Source organism: Jannaschia pohangensis, from assembly GCF_900113875.1.
In the GTDB taxonomy this organism is placed as follows: Bacteria; Pseudomonadota; Alphaproteobacteria; order Rhodobacterales; family Rhodobacteraceae; genus Jannaschia; species Jannaschia pohangensis.
The window spans coordinates 17,703-33,144 of the sequence record NZ_FORA01000002.1 but is presented as its reverse complement, the minus strand read 5'-3'; the positions used below and the strand labels follow the sequence as shown (position 1 = coordinate 33,144).

The window sequence follows — 15,442 nt, the reverse complement described above, 5'->3', positions numbered from 1 at the left end:
CGAACGTCTAAATATAGGGAGGATACCTGTATGCAATAACGGAATCCTCCAAGTGACGTTACATCTTGTGGCCCTCGGTTCCAATTCTCGACTGAACGTCATGGCTAATGCGCGGCAAATTGCCCGCGTTCTGAGGTGTTTGCCGGGGCGCATCGGGGTTGTTTCGCGGCTGTTTCGCACGCCAGCCTGGCCGCCGGGGTCTGGTCCGGATTTCGTGAATGCCGCCGCTCTGGTCGTGTCGCCGATGCCATCTGCCCTGTTTTTGGCCCGGCTGCACGGAATCGAGGCGCGGTTCGGACGGGTCCGCCGGGAGCGGTGGGGCGCGCGGACGCTCGACCTCGACCTTTTGGGGTCGGGGGGGCTCGTGCGGCCCGATGCAAGGGTCGTTCGGCACTGGATCGACCTTCCCGCAGATCGCCAGATCGCCGAAGCCCCCGGCCAGCTGATCTTGCCGCATCCGCGCCTGCAGGACCGGGCCTTCGTGCTGGTCCCGCTGGCCGAGATCGCGCCGCGGTGGCGCCACCCAGTCACGGGGCGCAGTGTGGCCGCCATGGCCGCCACCCTGAGCGGGGCGCGACGTCGCGAAATCAGGCCGGTTGGGCCGGTTGATGGGGTTGTCAATACAAACCTTCGCCCTTAAGTAGGCCGTTCTGACCCCCTGACAAAGGTGCGCTCCATGGCTCGCGTGACAGTCGAAGATTGCGTCGACAAGGTTCCCAACCGGTTCGATCTGGTGATGCTCGCGGCGCATCGCGCTCGTGAAATCGCCACGGGCAGCCCTGTGACCGTTGATCGTGACAACGACAAGAACCCGGTTGTGGCCCTGCGCGAGATCGCGGACGAAACGCAAGGCGCCGACGACCTGCGCGAGCGTCTGATCGAATCGAACCAGACGCAGATCGAGGTCGACGAGCCCGAAGAGGACTCCATGGCCTTGCTGATGGGTGTCGAGAAAGACGCCCCGGTGCAGGACGACATGTCCGAAGAAAAGCTGCTCCGTGCATTGATGGAGGCGCAGGGCCAACCCTGACCCTCCGGGAGGCGCGTCGGGATGACTCAGGTCCCATGATCAAAGTCGATGACCTGATCGCGCTCGTACGCGCCTATAACCCCCGGACGGATGCGGCCCTGATCCGTGCAGCCTATGCCTATGCGGCGGAAATGCACGAAGGCCAGATCCGTCGGTCGGGTGAGCCCTATTTCACCCATCCCGTCGAAGTCGCCTGCCTGTTGACGGAACAGCGGCTGGACGATGCGACGATCATCACCGCACTACTGCACGATACCATCGAGGACACACGGTCGACCTTTGCCGAGATCGAACGGCGGTTCGGCACCGAAATCGCCGAGATGGTCGACGGTGTCACCAAGCTGACCAATCTTGAACTGACGTCGTCCGAGACCAAGCAGGCCGAGAACTTCCGCAAATTGTTCATGGCCATGTCCCGCGACCTGCGGGTGATCCTGGTCAAGCTGACCGACCGGCTGCACAACATGCGCACGATCCGTCACATGGCGCCGCACAAGCAGATCCAGAAAGCCCACGAGACCATGGAGATCTATGCGCCGCTCGCCGGACGCATGGGGATGCAGTGGATGCGCGAGGAGTTGGAAGACCTCTGCTTTGCGGTCATCAACTCCGAGGCGCGGACCTCGATCCTGCGCCGGTTCGTTACCCTCCAGCGCGAGGCCGGCGACATGATCCGCCGGATCACCGACGATATCGAGACCGAGATGGCCCGCGCCGAAATTCCGGCGACCGTGATGGGCCGTGCGAAGCGTCCGTTCAGCATCTGGCGCAAGATGGAGGAAAAGGCGATCGGGTTCAGTCGTCTGTCCGACATCTACGGGTTCCGCATCATCGTGGGGACCGAGGCGGAATGTTACCGCAGTCTCGGCGTGATCCATCAGCGGTGGCGGTCGGTGCCGGGCCGCTTCAAGGACTACATCAGCCAGCCCAAGTCGAACGGCTATCGGTCGATCCACACGACGGTGTCGGGGCGCGACGGCAAGCGGGTCGAGGTTCAGATCCGCACCCAGGAGATGCACGAAGTGGCCGAGCGCGGCGTGGCGGCCCACTGGTCGTACCGCGACGGCGTGCGGGCCGAAAATCCCTTTGCCGTCGATCCCGCCGTCTGGCTTCGGACGATGAACGAACGCCTGGAAGAGGCGCAGGATCACGATGAATTCCTCGAAGCCGTCAAGCTCGAGATGTATACCGATCAGGTGTTCTGTTTCACGCCCAAGGGCGATGTCATCAAGCTGCCCAAGGGGGCGACGCCCATCGACTTCGCCTATGCGATCCACACGCGGATCGGGCACCGCACCGTCGCGGCCAAGGTCGACGGAATGCGCGTGCCGCTCTGGACGCGGCTGCGCAACGGCCAGTCGGTCGAGGTCGTCACCGCCGAGGCGCAGACGCCCCAGGCAACTTGGATCGATATCGCGACCACGGGCCGGGCCAAGGCGTCGATCCGCCGCGCGCTCAAGGCGGAACGGCGCACGGGTCACGTCCGTCTGGGCCGCGAACTGGCCCGCGCGGCCTTTGCCCAGGTGGGCAAGCGGCTGACCGACAAGGCGATGGAAACCGCGGCCAAGGCCCTGGGGCAAGAGGGGCCGGATTCCCTGCTGGCGGCCATCGGGTCGTCCGAGATCAGCTCTCGCACCGTGGTGGCGACGCTCTGGCCCGAAGTGGCCCATGCTCCGCCTTTCCCCGATGTCCCGGCCGAGAGTGCGATTGTCGGGCTGGACCCGAAGGCGCATTATGATCGCGCGACCTGTTGCCAACCGGTGCCCGGGGAACGCATCGTCGGCATCTCCAACAAGGGACGCGGGGTCACCATTCATGCAATCGATTGCCCCCGGATGGTCGAGTTCGAGGATCAGCCCGACCGCTGGATCGATCTGCACTGGTCGCCGGGCCACCATGCGCCGCGCAACGCCGTGACGCTGGATCTGACCATCTCCAATGCGCCGGGTGTTCTGGGCCGTATCTGCACGCTGATTGCCGAGCAGAATGCGAATATCTCGGACCTGAGGTTCATCGACCGCAAGCCGGATTTCTTTCGGGTGCTCATCGATGTCGATGTGCGCGACCGGGAACATCTGCACGCCCTCATCATGGCGACGGATACCGACGATGACGTCGCACGGATCGCGCGCCACCGGGACCAGGTATCGCAGGTTGCGCCGCCGCCTCCTGTGCCGGTCTGAGGGGCCGGGATGTTCAAGCGTCGTGACCGCCTGCCGATATGGCAGGCCATTCTTCAGGCGGTTTGGCCGAAAGGCGGATGGGGCCGCGCGGCGCTCTACGTCAAGCACAGGCTGCGTCGGCTTCCGGATACCCCGCGCAAGATCAGCCGGGGCATTTTTGCCGGCGTCTTCACGACATTCACGCCGTTCTACGGTCTGCATTTCGTGGTGGCCGCTCTTGTCGCCTACGTCATGCGCGGCAATGTCATGGCTGCCCTGTTGGGGACGTTCTTCGGCAACCCGCTGACCTATGTCCCGATTGCGGTCGTATCGCTCAACCTCGGTCACTTCATGCTGGGCACCGAGATGCGCGGCGAAGTGGACGAAGGATTGTTCGGAAAGTTTTTCCGGGCAGGCGAGGATCTGTTCTGGAACTCCTGGTACGCTCTGACGGGGCAATCCGTCGACTGGACCGCGACCGCGATCTTCTGGAACGACGTCTTCCTCCCGTGGCTTGTCGGTGGGATGATCCCCGGTATCTTCACTGGCATCGCGGCCTACACCATCAGCCTTCCGCTGATCGAAGCCTATCAGAAGCGTCGGCGTGGACGGCTCAAGAAAAAGCTGGAGGAAATCCGGCGTAAAGCGGCGGCCCGTGCGCTGGAGAAGGCGGAAAAGAAGGCGGATCGGCACAAGTCGAAGGGAGAGTTCAATGGATAAGCTCAGGCTGGGCGTCAACATCGACCACGTCGCCACAATTCGAAACGCGCGGGGTGGCGACAACCCCGATCCGGTGCGCGCCGCCCTGATGGCCGAAGCGGCGGGCGCGGACGGGATCACGGCGCATCTGCGCGAAGATCGCCGCCACATCCGCGATGCGGACATGGAAGCGATCAAGGCCGCGATCTCCATTCCCCTAAACTTCGAAATGGCCGCGACCGAGGAGATGCAGCGCATCGCCCTCGCCACCCGGCCCCATGCCGTCTGCCTAGTGCCGGAACGCCGGGAAGAGCGGACGACGGAAGGCGGCCTCGAGGTCGCCGGGGACGCCAACCACCTGAAGACCTATATCGCGCCGCTTCAGGACATGGGCGCGCGCATCTCGCTCTTCATCGCGTCGGTTCCCGCCCAAATCGAGGCCGCGGCCCGTGTGGGTGCCGATATCATCGAGTTGCACGTCGGCGCCTATTGCGATGCGGTCGCCAATGACGAGATGGCTATCGCCGCCGATGAACTCGTCCGGATCACCGCGGCGGCACGACAGGCGGCCGATCTGGGCCTGGAGGTCCATGCCGGTCACGGCATCACGTATGATTCCGTCGCCCCGATTGCCGCCATTCCACAGATCGTGGAGCTTAACATCGGGCATTTCCTGATCGGGGAATCCGTCTTTCGTGGCATGCCCGAAGCCTTGGGTGAAATGCGCCGCCTGATGGATCTGGCCCGGGAAAGCTTGACATGAGGGTTCTTTTTCTGGTCGCGGGGCTGACGCTTGGTGCCGGGCCCGCCATGGCCCAGACCGTGGGCGACTGCGATGGCTGGCAGGCGAATGCGCGCAACGTCGACTGGTCGGACCCGACGCGCACATTCGCGAATGGTGCAATCCGGCTTGTCGGCCTCGATACCGAGGAACCCGCCGCCGCCGCCTTTCATATCATGGTTCTCTATCCCGACCCCGAGGAGCAGTTTCTGGAATGTCGTCTCGTCTCCCTTGGGGCCGATGTCGGGTTCGGGGGGATTTCCCTGGCCCGGGCCGAAGCGGCCTATGATCCGGCGCGCGGGCTGACCGTTTCGGTGCCGGGCACCTCTCCCGAGGGGGAGGCGCTGGTGATTGCCTTCACGATCAATCGCGCGACGGGTCAGGTGAGCGTTCCATGATTGCGGTTCTCGCCGCCTTTTCGTTGGTCGCGGTCGCGCCGGGGCCCGCCAATCTGGCGGTAAGCGTCGTGGCGATGTCGCACGGGATTGGGCCAGCATTGCGCATGGCGGCAGGTTTGGCCCTGGGCCTTGCGGTCTGGGGCGTGATTGCGTGTCTGGGGTTCGGCGCGCTGCTGGCCGGCTCGGAGGTGGCGCTGACCGCGCTTCGGCTTTTGGGCGGGGCCTATCTCTGCTGGTTGGCCTCGCGCAGCGCTCGCGCGGCCCTTGGGCCCCGCGCGGTGGCCGCTGCGCCGTCGCCGGTCCGGCCGTTCCGGACGGGCCTTCTGCTCAACCTGTCGAACCCGAAGGCGGTTTTCGCCTGGCTTGCGGCGCTGTCCATGGGACTTGGACCCGAGGCGGGGCCCGGGTTCGTGACCCTCGCCACGGCATTTTGCGCCGTGATCGGGCTTTGCAACTACCTGGGATGGGCGCTCCTTCTGTCGCGGGGCCCGGTGCGCAGGGCCTATGCCCGCGCGGCGGTCTGGATCGACGGCGTTGTGGCGGCGCTCTTTGCCGCGGCAGGTCTGGGTCTGATCCGTCAGGGATTGCTGCGATGATCCTGGGGATCGGCACCGACCTCGCCAATATCGAGCGGATCCAGGGTGTGATCGACAAGTTCGGCGACCGCTTCCGCGACCGCGTGTTTACCGAGCGGGAACAGCGCAAGGCCGCGCATCGCGACAAGGTCGAAGGCGGCGAAGCGTCGACCTATGCCAAGCGCTGGGCCGCCAAGGAAGCTTGCTCCAAGGCGCTTGGCACCGGGTTGCGCATGGGGATCTCGTGGAAGGACATGGCTGTGACGAACCTTCACACCGGCCAGCCGGTGATGGCCGTGACGGGCTGGGCCGCGGAGCGGCTGGCACAGATGACCCCCGAGGGGCACGAGGCCACGATCCATGTCTCGCTGACCGACGATCACCCCTGGGCGCAGGCCTTCGTCGTGATCGAGGCGCGGCCCCGCGACTGAGACCAGCCTGACCCCTGCCTGACCTGGCGGCCGCTGTTGACACGTTCGGGGGCAAGGGGCAGGGAAGCGCAACCAGTTTGAGGACGAGACGACATGGCCGCGAGAAGCGAAAAGAAGGAAGGGTTCATGGAAACGGTCAAGACCGTCTTCTGGGCCCTCGTGATCGCGGGGATTTTCCGCACCCTGTTCTTTCAACCGTTCTGGATCCCCTCGGGGTCGATGAAAGACACGTTGCTGATCGGGGATTTCCTGTTCGTCAACAAGATGGCCTATGGCTATTCGCGCCATTCGTGCCCCTTCTCGATGTGCCCGTTCTCGGGGCGCATTCTCGGGTCGGAGCCGGAGCGCGGCGACGTCATCGTCTTCCGCCACCCGGTCAACGGCACCGATTTCATCAAGCGCCTTGTCGGTCTGCCCGGTGACACCGTGCAGATGCGCGACGGGGTGCTCTATCTGAACGGCGAGCCGTCGGAACAGGTGGCCGTCACCGATTTCGTCGAAGTCCGCGAGCCCCAGGGTCCGCAACAGATCACCCCCGCCTGCGGCAACAACGAAGGCGTCGTGGGCGAAGGCGGCGACTGCATCAAGCAGCGGTTCATCGAGACCTTCCCCGGCGGCGAGCGGCCCCATTCCATCCTGAACATCGGCGCGTCGCCGGTGGACACGACGCCCGTATTCACAGTGCCCGAAGGCCAGTATTTCTTTGTCGGCGACAACCGCGACAATTCGCGCGACAGCCGCTTCCCCCGGTCGGTCGGCGGTGTCGGGTTCGTCCCCTACGAGAACTTGATCGGTCGCGCCGACCGGGTCATCTTTTCCTCTGCGGGGTCGCGGATGCTCTACTTCTGGACGTGGCGGTCGGATCGCTTCTTCGAGAAGATCATTTGACGGCGACGATCCGGACGATACCGCGATGAAGCTGTCGCGCGAACTGGTCGCGTTCCAGGCGCGGATCGGGCACAGCTTCGCGCGGCCTGATCTTCTGGTCCGGGCGATGACGCACAGCTCCATCGCGTCCGATACGCGGCCCGACAATCAGCGGCTGGAGTTTCTGGGCGACCGGATCCTGGGCCTCGTGGTGGCCGAAGCGTTGATGGCGAGCGACAAGACCGCCGTCGAAGGCAAGCTGGCCCCCCGCTTCAACGCCCTCGTGCGCAAGGAAACCTGTGCCGACGTTGCCCGGGAGATCGACATCGGCGCGGTGCTAAAGCTTGGCAAGTCGGAACAGGTCACCGGCGGGCGGCGCAAACAGGCGTTGCTCGGGGATGCGATGGAGGCGCTGATCGCCGCCGTCTACCGTGACGCGGGGCTGGAGGCAGCCAGGGCGATGATCCTGCGGCTTTGGGGTGCGCGGATCGAGGAAGTCGAGGAAGACGCCCGCGACCCCAAGACGACGCTTCAGGAATGGGCGCAGGCCCGCCGGATGCAGCCGCCGAGCTATGAGGTCATGGACCGCAGCGGCCCGGATCATGCGCCGGTCTTCCGGATTGTGGCACGCCTGGAGGATGGCAGGTCCGGCGAGGGCCAGGCACCGTCCAAACGGGCGGCCGAACAGGCAGCAGCCGAGGCCCTGCTGAGAAAGGTTAGTAATGACTGACGAAACGACGCGCGCGGGCTTCGTCGCCCTGATCGGTGAGCCGAATGCCGGGAAATCCACGCTCCTGAACCGCATGGTCGGGGCCAAGGTGTCGATCGTGACGCACAAGGTCCAGACGACCCGGGCGCGCATCCGGGGCGTGGCGATGGAGGGCGCGGCACAGCTGGTCTTCGTGGACACGCCAGGCCTGTTTCAACCCAAGCGCCGCCTTGACCGCGCCATGGTCGCCGCCGCCTGGGGCGGAGCCGCCGATGCCGATATCGTCGTCCTGCTGATCGAGGCGACGCGCGGTCTGACCGAAGGGGTCGAGACGATCCTGACCGCGCTGGAGGAACGGCGCCGGCCCGGTCAGCCGGTGCTGCTGGCCATCAACAAGATCGACCGGGTTCAGGCCGAAGTGCTGCTGGCGCTAACCGAAAAGCTCAACAAGCGGTTCGCATTTAACGGCACGTTCCTGATTTCCGCCGAAAAGGGTCACGGCGTCGCGGACCTGAAGGCCGATCTGGCGGGACGCCTGCCCGAGGGGCCCTGGCTTTACCCCGAGGATCAGATCGCCGACCTGCCCCTGCGCATGATTGCCGCCGAAGTGACGCGCGAAAAGCTGACCCTGCGCCTGCATCAGGAACTGCCCTACCAGCTGACCGTGGAAACCGAAGGTTGGGAGGAACGCGAGGACGGGTCCGTCCGGATCGATCAGATCATCTATGTGCTCCGCGACGGTCACAAGGGCATCGTTTTGGGCAAGAAGGGCGAGACGACCAAGGCGGTCGGTCAGGCTGCGCGCAAGGATCTGGAAACCTTCCTGGAACGTCGCGTCCATCTGTTCCTGCAGGTGAAGGTCCGGCCCGGCTGGCTTGACGATGCCGAGCGGTTCGACGCCATGGGGCTGGACTTCAAGGACGGCAATTCTTGAGCAGGCTGACGGCCTCCTTTTGGGTCGCCGCGTACCGCAAGCGGCTGGAACTGTTCGATATCCCCTGCTTCGTGGTGCGGCACGGCGACGACACGGGCGGGGCCGTCCTGATCAAGCTCAATACCCTCGACGGGCGCGCGCAGGTGTTTCAGCGCAGCTTTGACCTGATGACCGGGGATCGCGCCTGGATCGTTCTGACCGAAGGGGCCGAGTCTGATTGCGATGCGGCCATCGCCCGGCAATCCGGCTTTGACCCGGACCTTTGGGTTCTGGAGGTCGAGGACCGCGCCGGGCGGCACCTTCTGGATCAGGAGGGGCTGGCGTGATCGAATGGCGCGACGAAGGGATTGTCCTCGCCGCGCGCGCCCATGGCGAGACATCGGTCATCCTGGAGGTCTTCACCCGCGAACACGGGCGGCATCTGGGCGTCGTGCATGGCGGTGTGTCCCGCAAGAAGGCGCCGATGCTGCAACCGGGGAACCAGCTGGACGTGACGTGGCGCGCGCGGCTCGACAGCCATATGGGCACCTGGACGGCGGAATTGCAGCGCGCGCGGTCGGCGCTTCTGCTGTCGGATCCGCTCCGCCTGTCGGCCCTGACCTCGGCGGCGGCGCTCTGTTCCTTCATCCTGCCACAGCGCGAGTCCTTGCCCGATTTCCAGCCCCGGACAGAAGGCTTGTTCGATGCCCTGGCTGACGGGGAAGGGTGGTTGCACGATTATGTTTTCTGGGAATTGTCTCTGCTGGACGTGGCCGGTTTCGGGCTGGACCTGACGGAATGCGCGGCAGGCGGGGGGGCGAACGACCTGGCCTATGTGTCGCCGCGCACCGGGCGTGCGGTTAGTCGAACGGCGGCGGGGGAGTGGGCTTCGCGGCTTCTGCCGATGCCGGACCTGCTTCTGGGAGGGATGCCCACGTTGGACGGTGTCATCGCGGCGCTGGAAATCACGGGCCATTTCCTGACCGAGAAGGTCGCCCCTGCCTTGGGGGAGCGGCCCTTGCCCGCAGCCCGGACCCGTCTTCTGGACGCCCTGCGGCGCGAGCGCTAGTCGGCCCGGAATACCATTTCGCGCCCCGCATTATTGTGCAGGATCAGAACGTCGCCCGCGACTTCGGCCAAGGTCATCGCCTGAAGCGCGGCCAGATAGCGCTGTTCCGCCTCGATCTCGGGGCATATGGAACGGGTGGCGCGGATCGCCGTGATCTCGATCCAGGGAAGCGGGACCGACTGGACGGCCCCGAAGCTGTTGCAGGGGGCACGCCCGGCGACCTTGCCCTCGGACGGAAACTGAAGCGTGGCGCGGGCCGTGAAAGGCTGGCCGTCCAGCTCCTGCAGGGCCCAGAGCGTTTGGGGGTCGGCATAGCCGGAGATCGTCTCGTCCGCGCGGCACGCGGCGAGCAACAGCAGGATCAGGGGAAGCGCGCGCAGGTTCATCCCCCGTCTTCGCCTGTTTGCGGCAGCGAGGAAAGGGGGGCAATCCTGGTCAGGAAAGCAGGCGTCGCGCGATGACCTGCGCTTGGATCTCGGCGGCACCCTCGAAGATGTTGAGGATCCGCGCGTCGCAGAGAAGGCGGCTGATCGGATATTCGAGAGCAAAGCCGTTGCCACCGTGGATCTGCAACCCGTTGTCGGCAGCAGCCCAGGCCGTGCGCGCGCCGAGCAGCTTGGCCATCCCCGCCTCCAGGTCGCAACGCCGGTCGGCGTCCTTCTCGGCGGCGGAAAAATATGTGAGCTGCCGGGTGACCATGATGTCGACGGCCATCATCGCCAGTTTGTTGGCAACGCGCGGAAAGGCGATCAGCGGTTTGCCAAACTGGTTGCGCGTCTCGGCATAGGCCAGTGCGGCGTCGAGCGCCGCCTGCGCCACACCGATGGCCCGGGCGGCGGTCTGGATGCGGGCACTCTCGAAGGTCTGCATCAGCTGCTTGAAGCCCTGACCTTCGGCGTGCCCCAGAAGATTGTCGCCATCGACTTTGAAGTCGTCGAAATTGACGGTGTATTCCTTCATGCCGCGATAGCCGAGAACCTCGATCTCGCCGCCCGAGATGCCCGGATCCTGCCAGGGGGCTTCGTCGGTGCCGGGGGTCTTTTCGGCCAGGAACATGGATAGTCCGCGATAGTCGTCGGTGCCCGGGATCGTGCGCGCCAGAACGGTCATCATGTGGGTGCGGGCCGCATGGGTGATCCAGGTCTTGTTGCCGTTGAGCGTCCAGTTGCCGTCATCGCCCTTGACCCCCTTGGTCCGCAAGGAGCCGAGGTCGGACCCGGTGTTGGGTTCGGTGAAGACGGCGGTCGGCAGCGTCTCGCCCGAGGCGAGGCGGGGCAGCCACTTTTCCTTCTGCGCGTCGGTGCCTCCGCAGAGGATCAGCTCCGCCGCGATTTCCGACCGGGTCCCGAGGGAGCCCACGCCGATATAGCCGCGCGACAATTCCTCGGACACGACGCACATCGCGGCCTTGGGCATCCCCAGGCCGCCGAATTCTTCGGGAATGGTCAGGCCAAAGACACCCATCTCGGCCATCTCGTCGATGATCGCCATCGGGATCAACTCGTCCTTGAGGTGCCATTCATGGGCGAAGGGCACCACCTTGTCGGTGGACCAGCGGCGAAACTGATCGCGGATCATTTCCAGTTCTTCGTTCAGTCCGGTGGCGCCGAAGGTGGCGTTGGCCGTGCCATCCCGCATCAGGGCGACAAGCCGGGTCCGGGCGGCCTGCGTGTTGCCGCCATTGCACAGCGTCATGACCGCCGGGATCATCATGTCACGCTGATCGTCCTGGCTCAGCCCCATGTCCTGTGGGCGCAGGATCTCGCCCTGGGACATCGGCAAGCCGCCGTAGATCTGCCAGAGGTATTCCCCGAAGGCGATCTGGTGCAGCAGGGTCTCGAGTTCTCCGAACCGTCCTTCGGCGTCCATACGGTCGGCCCATTGCTGCATCTGCCGAAGGGCCTGTGAATAGGTCGCGAGCCAGGCGAGGCCATGGGTTGCAGTCTGTTCCTGTTCCAGAAGGTCGGCATCGATCTTGCCGTCGATCTTCACGCGGACCGAAACACTGCCACGGGCCTTTTCGAAAAGGGCTTCGACTGCAGTTGCAGCGTCATTCGTCAGCGAAAGCAGGTCCGGCAGGATTGCATCTGCGCGGGATGTCGCGTCGGACATGGGTTGACCATCATGGGGCATGGGAACTCTCCAGAGCGGCGACATTTTTTGTGCAGTTGCAGCGTAACTTAATTCCACAAACAGGGGGTATCAAGTGAATAATCTGACCCAACCGGGTCGCTGGTGTCGCATCACGCGGCATCGTAGGGAGGAGCATGGAAGTCTTATCTGCCTTCGACTGGGGCCTGGCCCTGACGATTGCCCTGTTCGCCGGTGTGGTGAAGGGGTCGGTCGGTTTTGCCCTGCCGCTCATCATGATTTCCGGACTGTCGAGCTTTCTGGACCCGCGATTGTCACTGGCGGGCATCCTCGTCTCGGTGCTGGCCACGAACGGATGGCAAGTCACGCGGCAAGGGTGGGGGCCTGCGCGCGATGCGGCGCGGCTGCATTGGCGCTATTTGCTGATCGTGATGGTTGCCATCTTTCTTGCCGCGCAGCTCGTCATGCAGATTCCGCGACAGTGGTTCTATTTCATCCTCGGCATTCCCGTGGTCGGTCTGTCGCTGGTCCAGCTCATGGGCCTGCGCCTGACGATTCCGCCGTCGCGCCGGGTCGTCGCGGAATGGGGGATCGGTCTTGTATCGGGCATCCTGGGCGGTCTGGCGGGCACCTGGGGGCCGACGACGGTGCTCTATCTGCTGGCCATCGAGACGCCGAAGGCGCGGCAGATGGTGGTTCAGGGGGTGATCTATGGCGCAGGGTCCATCATTCTGGTGCTGGCGCACCTGCGGTCGGGCATCCTGAATTCCGAGACGTTCTGGTTCTCGGCGGCTCTGCTGCCACCGGCCTTGATCGGCATGGCCATCGGATTTCGTTTGCAGGACCGGATGGATCAGGACCTGTTCAAGAAAGTGACCTTGCTGGTGCTGATCGTCGCCGGGGTCAACCTGATCCGAAAAGGCCTGCTTGGCTGACGTTCAGGACAGGAACTGGAAGCAGGCCTGTTCGATCCGGCCGCGATTGTTCACCTCGGTCACTTCGAACGGAACGCTGACCACGGGTTCGCCATCGATCTCGATCGAGAAGACCCAGGCACCGGGCACTTTCTCGTAGGGCAATTCGAAGGTGAAGAGGTTCAGGCTCTGGCTTCCGGCCTCGATCACGTCGTCCCATTCCTCGCGAATGACGCCGCGCTCGCCCATGGGGGGATGCGTCACGACGACGGTGACGGCCTGCGATCCCACACCGGGCTTCAGCGCCGTGCGAAATCCGAAGCTGAGGTTGTCGAGCGTCGGCACGGTCCGGTCGGGCAGGTCGAAGGTCAGGCCTTCGTCGATGCGGCGGATGAACCCCGCCTCGGTTCCGGGGGCGTCGATCAGCGCGCCGGTGCTTTCGCGCGGGCAAATGATCCCGGCTTCGACCAGTCGGACCTTGGCCTGAGCGGACGTTGCAGCGGCGAGGCCAACAACAGCGGCAAAAACAACAGAACGCAGCATGACATCCTTCAACAGACCGGAATTCCCGATGCGATGTCCTGCACTCTCGCGGCAGAGGGGTCAAGAACGCTGAACGCAATGTTCAGGCTTCCGCGGCTCTCTGCCGCAACACGGACGTGCCGGATAGCGAAGCACGGCTCAGCTTTGCAGCAAGAATCCGCAGATGTTGTCGATCCGCGGATCATAGGCTTCGACCACTTCAAAATCGACCGAGAGCAGCAGATCATCTCCGTCGGCCACGGCAAGCGTCCACACGCCCGGCAACATCTCGTAATCGAAATCGAAGGAGTAGACGCGAATATAGGTGTCATCTGCCGGAAGCGTCGAGATGTGAACCTGCTCGGTCACGCCATTCGCGCCCATCGGCGGATGCCGCGTGATCATGGTCACGTCTCGGGGCACGTCGTCCTTGAGCCGCACACGGATCCCGAACGCCAGATCGGGCACCAGCGGTACAATCCGGCCCGGCATGTCGAAGTCCAGACCGTCGAGAACGCGCACGAAACCGGCTTCGGTTCCGGGGGCATCGATCAGGCGCCCTTCGCGGGTATCGGGGCAGATGATCCCTGTTTCGACCAACTGAACTTGCGCGAAAACCGGAAAGGCCCCGCCCAGAAGGGCGAGGCAGAACGTCAGGGCTGTCAGCCGATTGCGCACGCTTTCACGTCCTCGTCGATGTGATCGGCGTATTTGTCGAAGTTCGCGACGAACATGTCCACCAGCTTCTTGGCCTGCGCATCATAGGCGGAGGGTTCCGCCCAGGTGCGGCGCGGGTCGAGCAGGATGTCCGCCACCCCTTCACACGACACCGGGACGTCGAAGCCGAAATTCGGATCGCGGCGGAATTCACCCTTGGCGAGCGACCCGTTGAGCGCCGCCGTCAACAGCGCACGCGTCGCACGGATCGGCATGCGGGAGCCGGTTCCATAGGCGCCCCCCGTCCACCCGGTGTTGACCAGCCAGCAGTCGGACCCGAACTGCGCGATCTTCTGGCGCAGCAGGTTGCCATAGACCTCGGGCCTGCGCGGCATGAAGGGCGCGCCGAAGCAGGTGGAGAACGTCGGCTCCGGCTCGGTCACGCCGCGCTCGGTGCCGGCCACCTTGGAGGTGAAGCCTGACAGGAAGTGATACATCGCCTGCGCCGGCGTCAGCCGTGCGATCGGCGGCAGAACGCCGAAGGCATCGCAGGTCAGCATCACGACGTTCTTCGGATGCCCGCCTAGCGCAGTTGCCGACGCATTGGAGATGTATTCGAGCGGATATGCGCAGCGCATGTTCGCCGTCAGGCTGTCGTTCTCGAAGTCCAGCTCCAGCGTGTCGGGATCAAAGACCATATTCTCGATTACGGTGGCGAATTTCTTGGTGGTGGCAAAGATTTCGGGCTCTGCCGCCGCGCTCAGGTTGATGGTCTTAGCATAGCAGCCGCCTTCGAAGTTGAAGATGCCCTTTTCGGACCAGCCGTGCTCATCGTCCCCGATCAATGTGCGGTCGGGCGCGGCCGAAAGCGTGGTCTTTCCGGTGCCCGACAGGCCGAAAAACACGGCGGCATCCGCCGGGTCGTCAAGCGCGTGGTTGGCCGAGCAATGCATCGGCATCACGCCCTTTTCGGGCAGCAGGTAGTTCAGAAGCGTGAACACGGACTTCTTGTTCTCGCCTGCATATTCGGTGCCCCCGATCAGGATTTCCTTGGTGTCGAGGTTCAACGCGATCACCACTTCTGACCGGCAATCGTGCCGGGAAGGGTCTGCCTTGAACGCGGGGCAGTTGATGATGGTGAATTCGGGCACGAAGCTTTCGAGCTCCGATGCGTCCGGCCTGCGCAGCAGATGGCGGATGAAGAGATTGTGCCAGGCCAGCTCGGTGATCACGCGCACGTCCAGCCTGTGGGCCGGGTCCGCGCCGCCGAAAAGATCCTGCACGAAATAGTCGCGGCCCTTCATATGGGACAGCATATCGGCCTTCAGACGGTCATATCCTTCGGGCGACATGGGCGCGTTGTTGTCCCACCAGATCGTGCCTTCGGTCGTGGCGCTGCGCACGATGTGCTTGTCCTTGGGGGACCGGCCAGTGAATTTTCCGGTGGTCACGAGGAACGATCCGCCCTGACCCAGGGTGCCTTCGTTGCGGGCCAGCGCCTCCTGGATGATCGCGGGTTCGAGCAAGTTGTAATAGACCCGCCCGAGTCCCGTGATGCCTTGGGTCTCCAGCGTCTGCGCGGGGTTTACGCGGTGGGTCATTGTCTTGCTCCTGACTATCGGAA

19 protein-coding genes are annotated in these 15,442 nt (G+C 64.4%); 14 read left to right on the top strand and 5 right to left on the bottom strand.

The features are described from left to right. Positions 1–52 precede the first annotated feature (52 nt). The 13 genes from folK (at position 53) to recO (ending at position 9,634) form a co-directional block, all read left to right on the top strand. A complete protein-coding gene (folK, locus tag BM002_RS07040; RefSeq protein WP_342707303.1) occupies positions 53–640 on the top strand; it encodes a 2-amino-4-hydroxy-6-hydroxymethyldihydropteridine diphosphokinase in 588 nt (195 codons plus the stop codon). A 36-nt stretch (positions 641–676) separates the two neighbouring features. Further along, positions 677–1,030: a DNA-directed RNA polymerase subunit omega gene (gene rpoZ / locus BM002_RS07035; RefSeq protein WP_092778979.1), complete on the top strand. Its 354-nt coding sequence runs from the start codon at positions 677–679 to the stop codon at positions 1,028–1,030. Positions 1,031–1,065: 35 nt separating this feature from the next. Further along, positions 1,066–3,213: a RelA/SpoT family protein gene (locus BM002_RS07030; RefSeq protein WP_092778977.1), complete on the top strand. Its 2,148-nt coding sequence runs from the start codon at positions 1,066–1,068 to the stop codon at positions 3,211–3,213. 9 nt (positions 3,214–3,222) lie between these two features. Further along, complete coding sequence (locus BM002_RS07025) at positions 3,223–3,912, top strand: DUF2062 domain-containing protein (protein ID WP_092778975.1); 690 nt, start codon at positions 3,223–3,225, stop codon at positions 3,910–3,912. After that, a complete protein-coding gene (locus BM002_RS07020) occupies positions 3,905–4,654 on the top strand; it encodes a pyridoxine 5'-phosphate synthase (RefSeq protein ID WP_092778973.1) in 750 nt (249 codons plus the stop codon). Before BM002_RS07025 ends, BM002_RS07020 begins: the two co-directional genes overlap by 8 nt. Then, positions 4,651–5,070, top strand: a complete 420-nt coding sequence (locus BM002_RS07015; RefSeq protein ID WP_092778971.1) for a hypothetical protein — start codon at positions 4,651–4,653, stop codon at positions 5,068–5,070. Before BM002_RS07020 ends, BM002_RS07015 begins: the two co-directional genes overlap by 4 nt. Next, positions 5,067–5,666 (top strand): LysE family translocator, encoded by a 600-nt coding sequence (locus tag BM002_RS07010; RefSeq protein ID WP_092778969.1) that lies wholly within the window; start codon positions 5,067–5,069, stop codon positions 5,664–5,666. Before BM002_RS07015 ends, BM002_RS07010 begins: the two co-directional genes overlap by 4 nt. Next, on the top strand, positions 5,663–6,076 hold the full coding sequence (gene acpS / locus BM002_RS07005) for a holo-ACP synthase (protein WP_092778967.1): 414 nt from the start codon (positions 5,663–5,665) through the stop codon (positions 6,074–6,076). Before BM002_RS07010 ends, acpS begins: the two co-directional genes overlap by 4 nt. A gap of 93 nt (positions 6,077–6,169) precedes the next feature. Beyond that, entirely contained in the window at positions 6,170–6,964 is a 795-nt protein-coding gene (gene lepB / locus BM002_RS07000) for a signal peptidase I (RefSeq protein WP_092778965.1), read from the top strand. Positions 6,965–6,989: 25 nt separating this feature from the next. After that, positions 6,990–7,673: a ribonuclease III gene (gene rnc / locus BM002_RS06995; protein ID WP_092778963.1), complete on the top strand. Its 684-nt coding sequence runs from the start codon at positions 6,990–6,992 to the stop codon at positions 7,671–7,673. Then, positions 7,666–8,586: a GTPase Era gene (gene era / locus BM002_RS06990; RefSeq protein WP_092778961.1), complete on the top strand. Its 921-nt coding sequence runs from the start codon at positions 7,666–7,668 to the stop codon at positions 8,584–8,586. The genes rnc and era overlap by 8 nt, the downstream gene beginning before the upstream one ends. Then, complete coding sequence (locus tag BM002_RS06985) at positions 8,583–8,912, top strand: DUF1491 family protein (RefSeq protein ID WP_092778959.1); 330 nt, start codon at positions 8,583–8,585, stop codon at positions 8,910–8,912. Before era ends, BM002_RS06985 begins: the two co-directional genes overlap by 4 nt. Continuing rightward, on the top strand, positions 8,912–9,634 hold the full coding sequence (gene recO / locus BM002_RS06980; protein ID WP_092780398.1) for a DNA repair protein RecO: 723 nt from the start codon (positions 8,912–8,914) through the stop codon (positions 9,632–9,634). The genes BM002_RS06985 and recO overlap by 1 nt, the downstream gene beginning before the upstream one ends. Here the strand turns inward: recO and BM002_RS06975 are convergent. Together BM002_RS06975 and BM002_RS06970 are read right to left on the bottom strand one after the other, a co-directional pair. Then, positions 9,631–10,020, bottom strand: coding sequence for an META domain-containing protein (locus tag BM002_RS06975; RefSeq protein ID WP_092778957.1), 390 nt, complete (start codon positions 10,018–10,020; stop codon positions 9,631–9,633). The genes recO and BM002_RS06975 overlap by 4 nt on opposite strands. 49 nt (positions 10,021–10,069) lie before the next feature. Continuing rightward, positions 10,070–11,767 (bottom strand): acyl-CoA dehydrogenase family protein, encoded by a 1,698-nt coding sequence (locus BM002_RS06970; RefSeq protein ID WP_092778955.1) that lies wholly within the window; start codon positions 11,765–11,767, stop codon positions 10,070–10,072. A gap of 134 nt (positions 11,768–11,901) precedes the next feature. On the opposite strand from BM002_RS06970, the gene BM002_RS06965 reads away from it, so the two are divergent. Further along, complete coding sequence (locus BM002_RS06965) at positions 11,902–12,660, top strand: sulfite exporter TauE/SafE family protein (protein WP_092778953.1); 759 nt, start codon at positions 11,902–11,904, stop codon at positions 12,658–12,660. A gap of 3 nt (positions 12,661–12,663) precedes the next feature. Here BM002_RS06965 and BM002_RS06960 read toward each other — a convergent pair whose 3' ends face one another. The 3 genes from BM002_RS06960 to BM002_RS06950 all read right to left on the bottom strand — a co-directional run bounded on the left by BM002_RS06960 (position 12,664) and on the right by BM002_RS06950 (position 15,419). After that, complete coding sequence (locus tag BM002_RS06960) at positions 12,664–13,182, bottom strand: DUF3859 domain-containing protein (RefSeq protein ID WP_092778951.1); 519 nt, start codon at positions 13,180–13,182, stop codon at positions 12,664–12,666. Between the two features lie 138 nt (positions 13,183–13,320). Then, on the bottom strand, positions 13,321–13,839 hold the full coding sequence (locus tag BM002_RS06955; protein WP_175484828.1) for a DUF3859 domain-containing protein: 519 nt from the start codon (positions 13,837–13,839) through the stop codon (positions 13,321–13,323). After that, positions 13,824–15,419 (bottom strand): phosphoenolpyruvate carboxykinase, encoded by a 1,596-nt coding sequence (locus tag BM002_RS06950; RefSeq protein ID WP_092778947.1) that lies wholly within the window; start codon positions 15,417–15,419, stop codon positions 13,824–13,826. The genes BM002_RS06955 and BM002_RS06950 overlap by 16 nt, the downstream gene beginning before the upstream one ends. Positions 15,420–15,442 lie beyond the last annotated feature (23 nt).

Bases quoted from the DNA above. Each gene is read 5' to 3' on its own strand.
- BM002_RS06965 (WP_092778953.1), top strand. From the start codon at position 11,902: ATGGAAGTCTTATCTGCCTTCGACTGGGGCCTGGCCCTGACGATTGCC.
- era (WP_092778961.1), top strand. From the start codon at position 7,666: ATGACTGACGAAACGACGCGCGCGGGCTTCGTCGCCCTGATCGGTGAG.
- BM002_RS06950 (WP_092778947.1), bottom strand. From the start codon at position 15,419: ATGACCCACCGCGTAAACCCCGCGCAGACGCTGGAGACCCAAGGCATC.
- acpS (WP_092778967.1), top strand. From the start codon at position 5,663: ATGATCCTGGGGATCGGCACCGACCTCGCCAATATCGAGCGGATCCAG.
- BM002_RS06975 (WP_092778957.1), bottom strand. From the start codon at position 10,020: ATGAACCTGCGCGCGCTTCCCCTGATCCTGCTGTTGCTCGCCGCGTGC.
- BM002_RS07010 (WP_092778969.1), top strand. From the start codon at position 5,067: ATGATTGCGGTTCTCGCCGCCTTTTCGTTGGTCGCGGTCGCGCCGGGG.
- BM002_RS06960 (WP_092778951.1), bottom strand. From the start codon at position 13,182: ATGCTGCGTTCTGTTGTTTTTGCCGCTGTTGTTGGCCTCGCCGCTGCA.
- rnc (WP_092778963.1), top strand. From the start codon at position 6,990: ATGAAGCTGTCGCGCGAACTGGTCGCGTTCCAGGCGCGGATCGGGCAC.
- BM002_RS07020 (WP_092778973.1), top strand. From the start codon at position 3,905: ATGGATAAGCTCAGGCTGGGCGTCAACATCGACCACGTCGCCACAATT.
- BM002_RS07025 (WP_092778975.1), top strand. From the start codon at position 3,223: ATGTTCAAGCGTCGTGACCGCCTGCCGATATGGCAGGCCATTCTTCAG.
- lepB (WP_092778965.1), top strand. From the start codon at position 6,170: ATGGCCGCGAGAAGCGAAAAGAAGGAAGGGTTCATGGAAACGGTCAAG.
- BM002_RS06970 (WP_092778955.1), bottom strand. From the start codon at position 11,767: ATGCCCCATGATGGTCAACCCATGTCCGACGCGACATCCCGCGCAGAT.
- BM002_RS07030 (WP_092778977.1), top strand. From the start codon at position 1,066: ATGATCAAAGTCGATGACCTGATCGCGCTCGTACGCGCCTATAACCCC.
- rpoZ (WP_092778979.1), top strand. From the start codon at position 677: ATGGCTCGCGTGACAGTCGAAGATTGCGTCGACAAGGTTCCCAACCGG.
- BM002_RS07015 (WP_092778971.1), top strand. From the start codon at position 4,651: ATGAGGGTTCTTTTTCTGGTCGCGGGGCTGACGCTTGGTGCCGGGCCC.